Consider the following 5,135-nt stretch of genomic DNA (forward strand, 5'->3'; position numbering starts at 1 on the left):
ACATCGGACGATCCGGCCGGCGGGTAGGCTCCACCCCATGGAGGAGCAGGACTTCGCCGCGCACCTGACCGCGACCATGACCGGCAGCGCCCTCACCATGCTCATCGGTGTCGGCCACCGGACCGGCCTTCTCGCCGCCGCCGCGCGGGGGCCCGCCACCAGTTCCGGGCTCGCCGAGCGCGCCGGGCTGCAGGAACGCTACGTCCGCGAGTGGCTCGGTGCCATGGTCACCGGCGGGATCTTCACCTACGACGGCCGCGAGTACACCCTCCCGCCGGAGCACGCCAAGTTCCTGCTCGGCGAGACCGCGTCGAACCTGATGCCGGCACTGCTGACCCTGTCGGCGTTCACCGGCATCCTCCCGGACCTGGAACGCGCGTTCGCCGAAGGCGGCGGTGTCCCGAGGGCGGCCTACGGGCCCTACCTCGAAACCCTCGGCGCCAAAACCGGCGACAGCTGGAAGCACATCTACCGCGAGCACCTCGTGGACGGCTTCTTCGGCGCGGTTCCCGGCCTCACGGAACGGCTCACCGCGGGCGCCCGCGTGCTCGACCTCGGCTGTGGCACCGGGAACGCGATCGCCGTCGCCGCCCGGGCGTTTCCCGCCTCCCGCTTCACCGGCCTGGACATCAACGCCGGGGTCATCGAGCAGGCGAAAGAACACCGCCTCCCGAACGCCGATTTCGCCGTCGGGGACGCCGCCGAGCTGACCGCCGATCCGCCCTACGACGTCATCACCGCCTTCGACGCCATCCACGACCAGGACCGCCCGGACGTCGTGCTGCGCCGGATCCACCAGGCGCTCGCCCCGGACGGCCTGTTCTTCATGGTGGACACCAACTTCTCCAGCCACCTGGAGAAGAACATCGGCAACCCGCTGGCGGCCCTCACCTACTCGATCAGCCTGATGTACTGCACGACGACGTCACTGGCCGAGGGCGGCGCCGCGCTCGGCGCCGTGTGGGGGACCGAGAAGGCGTCGGAAATGCTCGCGGACGCGGGGTTCCGGCACGTCGAAGTGCTCGGCTCCCCGCGCCCGCAGAACTGCATCTACGCCTGCCGCCCGTGAATCACTGCTGGTACGGCGCCGCCGCGGCCTTGGCGGCGGTGACCAGCGCGCCCTTGTTCTTCGGCCAGAACGTGCTGTCCACGCAGGTGTAGCGCGGCAGGAAGCCGCCGCAGGAGCCGCTCGAACCGCCGACCTCGAACGTCACGCTGGCGACGCCCAGCTCGCCGTAGGTGAAGTCGTCGGTGGTGCCGGTCGTGTCGTAGCCGACGGTCTCCTCGTTGGTGCCGACGAGGTAGCCGTTGGACGCGGAGTACTTCGCGCCGAGCCTGCGGTACTGGGCGTCGTTCGGCGAGGTGGCCTGGGTGAAGCCCCACGGGATGATGATGTCGTTGCCGTAGCTGTGCAGCGTGATCATCGTGCCCTTGGCGGTCGCGGGCGCCGGGTCGTTGTTCCCGGTGCCGCGCTGGTCCGGGTAGATCGCGCGGGCGAGCTTCTCCAGCGCCTGCACCTCGGGCTCGGAACCCGCGCTCACGCCCTGGTAGGTCTCCGAACAGGCGGAGTTGGAGTCGCCGCCCCACTTGAACGTCGAGTTGCGGTTGAGGTCGACGCCGATGTTCGTGCCGCTGCAGCCGCCGCGGGAGTTGTTCGCGTTCTTGCGCTGCAGCTTCGGCGAGTTCCCGCCGGAAGCGACGATGTCGACGCCGTCGGGATTGGCGATCGGCACCACCCACACCTCGGTGGTGTCCAGAATGGACTTCGCGGTGGCGTCGGTGGCGTACCCGTCGGCGAGGTAGTCGATCCAGCGCCAGGCGAGCTCGCCGGTCGACAGCTCGCGCGCGTGGATCTGGGCCATCAGGAAGAACTTCGGCTTCGTCGACATCGTCGACAGCGTGCAGTCGCCGGTCTGCTTCTTGGTCAGGCAGATCGCCTGGATGTCGTGGCCGCCCTGGCCCTTGGCCTTCTTCCACGACTGGCCGATCGTGTACTTCGTCGCCAGGTCGGGGTGCGCCGAAGCGACCTGCGCGAGGTGGTTCTCGTGCGCGGTGACGGTCCGGTACCCGCCGTAGTAGGTGTCCGCCGCCAGGCTGTCGGTCCGCGCGGGCAGTTCCTTGTAGACGGTGTCGAAGAACGAGGGCCGGTAGCCGAGCGCCCGCAGCTTCGCGGCGACGGCCTGGCCGCCGACGACGTTGACGCTGCCGGCATCCCCCTCTTCGACGTCGAAACCGGCGGCGGCCAGCGCCTGCGCCTGGGTCGCGGTGGCCGGGACGCGCCAGAACACCGGCGTGTCCGCCGCCTGCGCGGTGGCGGTGCCGCCGAGCAGGGAGGTGAGCAGGACCCCGGACGCCGCGAGGGCGAGCCGGGACAAGGACCTTGACGCCATCGGGGGATCTCCTCACGCCGCACGGATGGAGGTCCGGTCGGAACCCGTGGTCACCGTACCGGCACGCACAGTGTGTCGGCCCGGTGCAAAGGGGTCATACCCCCGAAAGTCGCGAAACCGCTCATCCCGGCCCGTAGCATGGACGGCCCGGAAGGGGAGGGGGCGAAGTGATCGAACCGCTCTACATCGACGAGGCACGGTTGGACGAGTACTACTCGCAGATCGTGACCAAGCCCAAAGTGCGGCGCGTGCCGACCTACACGATCAGCGCGGGGATCAGTCCGTCGGTCGGGCTTCAGGGCGCGGTGACGCAGGTTCCCGTCGGGCTCGCCGAGAAGCTGGATACCGTCTGCGCATACCTGGGCGGCCAGGAGGTCCTCGGCCGGGCGCGGCCGAGCATCGAAGACAACTGGGACAACGCGCCGCCGGATCCCGAGCTGCCCGAACCCGTCTGGAGGGAGCTGCGGAAAACCTTCCGCCGGGAGACGTGCGAGGTCCGGACCCTGTTGCTGCCTCCGCCCGCGGGCGCGCCACCGGGGACGGAAGGTCCGGCTCTCTGGGTCTCGGCCCGTCCGCTCAAGCGCGGCACCGACAGCAGCGGCTACCACAAGATCGGCGCTCTCTACCTGCTCCAGAGCTTCCCGCATGCAGACGGGCCGGCTCGGTGCGTCTCCGGTCTTTCGCTGCTCACCATGCTTTACGAGCTCGATGTGCTCCCCACGGCGTCGAGCCTGGAGCGGTTCGCCGACGAGAGCGGCCGGCGACTGCGCGGGCGCGTGGGGGACCCTCGCGGTGCCCGGCTGCACGACCTGCTCGAACTCGGGCGGTGGGGGCCGCCCAAGATGGTCGACGTCTTCTACCGCATCCGGGCGTCTTTCCTGGACTTCGACGACGACTACCGGGTCACCACCATCGCCTACCCGATCGCGATGCTCCGGGCGTAGCGAACGCCGGAGGGCGACACCTCCCGGGGAAGTGCCGCCCTCCTTCGAACTCGTCCGCTACTTCTTCAGGCCGTGTTCGATCGCTTCGATGATCCGCGGCCGCAGCTCGGCCGCCGAGATGATCGCGTCCACCGAGCCGACCTCGACCGCGCGCTGGATGCTGTGCACGCGGTCGAACTCCGCCGCCACCTCGCTCACCTTCTCCGCGCGGACCGCCGACTGGACCTCGGCCAGCTGGGCGCTCAACGCCGCGCGGGCCGCGCCGCCGGCCGCCGCCACCTGGGCCTGCAGCTCCGTCACGCGCGGGTCGTTCGCCGTGCGGTTGTTGACGTCGCCGGCGAACACCACCGCCGCCGCCGGGGCGCCGCCCAGCACCGAGGCGAACGAGCCCTCCAGGGCCAGCACCGTCATGTTCGGGTTGAGCGCCTTGGAGAACACCACGAACGCGCCGCCGTGGTAGCGCGAGATCACGCAGAACACGATCGGGCCCTCGAAGTTGACGATCGCCCGGCCGATCTCCGCGCCGTACTCCAGCTGCAGCTTGCGCAGCGACTCCGGCGAGCCGTCGAAGCCCGACAGGTTCGCCAGCACCACCAGCGGCCGGTTGCCCGAGGCCGCGTTGATCGCCCGCGCCGTCTTCTTCGACGACCGCGGGAAGAGCGTGCCCGCGGTGTAGGTGTCCGGGCCGTCGGTGGGCGGGAAGCCGCGGCGGGGCACCGAACGCGACTCGATGCCGACCAAGCAGACCGGGCGGCCGCCGATGTGCACGTCCTGCACCGCCGCGGTGTCCGCGTCGGCCATGCCCGCCCAGCGCTCCAGCACCGGGTGGTCCTGGTCGGACAGCGCGCGCATCACCGTGCGGATGTCGAACGGCTTCTTGCGGTCCGGGTTGTGCTCGGCGGAGAAGATCTGGCCGACGGTCGTGAAGTCGCTGCCGACGATCGCGTGCGGGAACGACGAGACGTCCCGGTCGACCGGGTCGCTCGTGCTCACCTTGCGCGGGCCGGCCTCACCCGGCACCACGTACGTGTGGTCGTAGTGCGACATCAGCACTTCGCGCGCGGCGGGCAGGTTCGGCGCCCAGTACTGCGCCTGGCCGTTCGGGCCCATCACGCGGTCGTAGCCGCCGATGCCGAAGTTGTCCTCGGCCGACACGCCACCGGAGAAGTCGAGCGCCTGCTTGCCGGTGAGCACCATCGCCGAGTCCGGCGTCATCACCAGGATGCCCTTGGTGTGCATGAGCATCGTGGCTTCGGCGTTCCAGTACGGCTGGGCGCCGACGTTGATGCCGTTGACCACGATGTTGATCTCGCCGCCGTCCTGCGTGAACGTGACGATCCGCTTGAGCGCGGCAGCGACCCAGTCCATGTTCTCGGTGCCCGAGGACATCGAGATCCGCGCCCCCGACGACAGCGCGAACCACTCCAGCGGAACCTGCATCCGCTCGGCCAGGTCGAGCGCCGCGATCACCCGCGAGCACTCCGGCTCCGAGAGCGCGCCGAGCGACTTCGTCGGGTCGCCGAGGAGCACGACGCGGGTGACGCCTTCGGGGTGCCGCTCGGTCGGGGTCGTGACGACGCCGGCGATGATCGCCGCGGCGTTCTTGCCCTTCGGCCGGTCCACCGGGACCAGGACACCCGCGTCGTCGAGGTCGTGTTCGGTGAAGGTGCCCTGCGGGCCGGAGAGCAGGCCGGTCAGCTCGTACGGGTAGACAGTCCCGCGCCGCGCCGCGCGCAGCACCTTCAGGCGGTAGTCGTCCAGGGGCTTCACCGGCTCGGTCGACGGCGGCTGGACGTGCTGC

At 70.3% G+C, this 5,135-nt stretch carries 4 protein-coding genes; 2 read left to right on the top strand and 2 right to left on the bottom strand.

Annotated elements, in window-relative coordinates; translation table 11 throughout:
* Positions 1–37 precede the first annotated feature (37 nt).
* On the top strand, positions 38–1,069 hold the full coding sequence (locus ACFVYA_RS49395; RefSeq protein ID WP_387055539.1) for a class I SAM-dependent methyltransferase: 1,032 nt from the start codon (positions 38–40) through the stop codon (positions 1,067–1,069).
* 1 nt (position 1,070) lies between these two features.
* Here ACFVYA_RS49395 and ACFVYA_RS49400 read toward each other — a convergent pair whose 3' ends face one another.
* Positions 1,071–2,390, bottom strand: coding sequence for a M14 family zinc carboxypeptidase (locus tag ACFVYA_RS49400; protein WP_387055541.1), 1,320 nt, complete (start codon positions 2,388–2,390; stop codon positions 1,071–1,073).
* Between the two features lie 167 nt (positions 2,391–2,557).
* Between ACFVYA_RS49400 and ACFVYA_RS49405 the strand changes: the two genes are divergently transcribed.
* Positions 2,558–3,334 (top strand): hypothetical protein, encoded by a 777-nt coding sequence (locus tag ACFVYA_RS49405; RefSeq protein ID WP_387055543.1) that lies wholly within the window; start codon positions 2,558–2,560, stop codon positions 3,332–3,334.
* Positions 3,335–3,391: 57 nt separating this feature from the next.
* Here ACFVYA_RS49405 and ACFVYA_RS49410 read toward each other — a convergent pair.
* A partial coding sequence (locus ACFVYA_RS49410; RefSeq protein ID WP_387055546.1) for a carboxyl transferase domain-containing protein occupies positions 3,392–5,135 on the bottom strand: 1,744 nt, incomplete at its 5' end.

The sequence above is a fragment of the Amycolatopsis sp. NPDC058278 genome, assembly GCF_042881395.1.
Classification (GTDB): Bacteria; Actinomycetota; Actinomycetes; order Mycobacteriales; family Pseudonocardiaceae; genus Amycolatopsis.

Coding starts and splice junctions, on each gene's coding strand:
- ACFVYA_RS49395 (WP_387055539.1), top strand. CDS start 38: ATGGAGGAGCAGGACTTCGCCGCGCACCTGACCGCGACCATGACCGGC.
- ACFVYA_RS49400 (WP_387055541.1), bottom strand. CDS start 2,390: ATGGCGTCAAGGTCCTTGTCCCGGCTCGCCCTCGCGGCGTCCGGGGTC.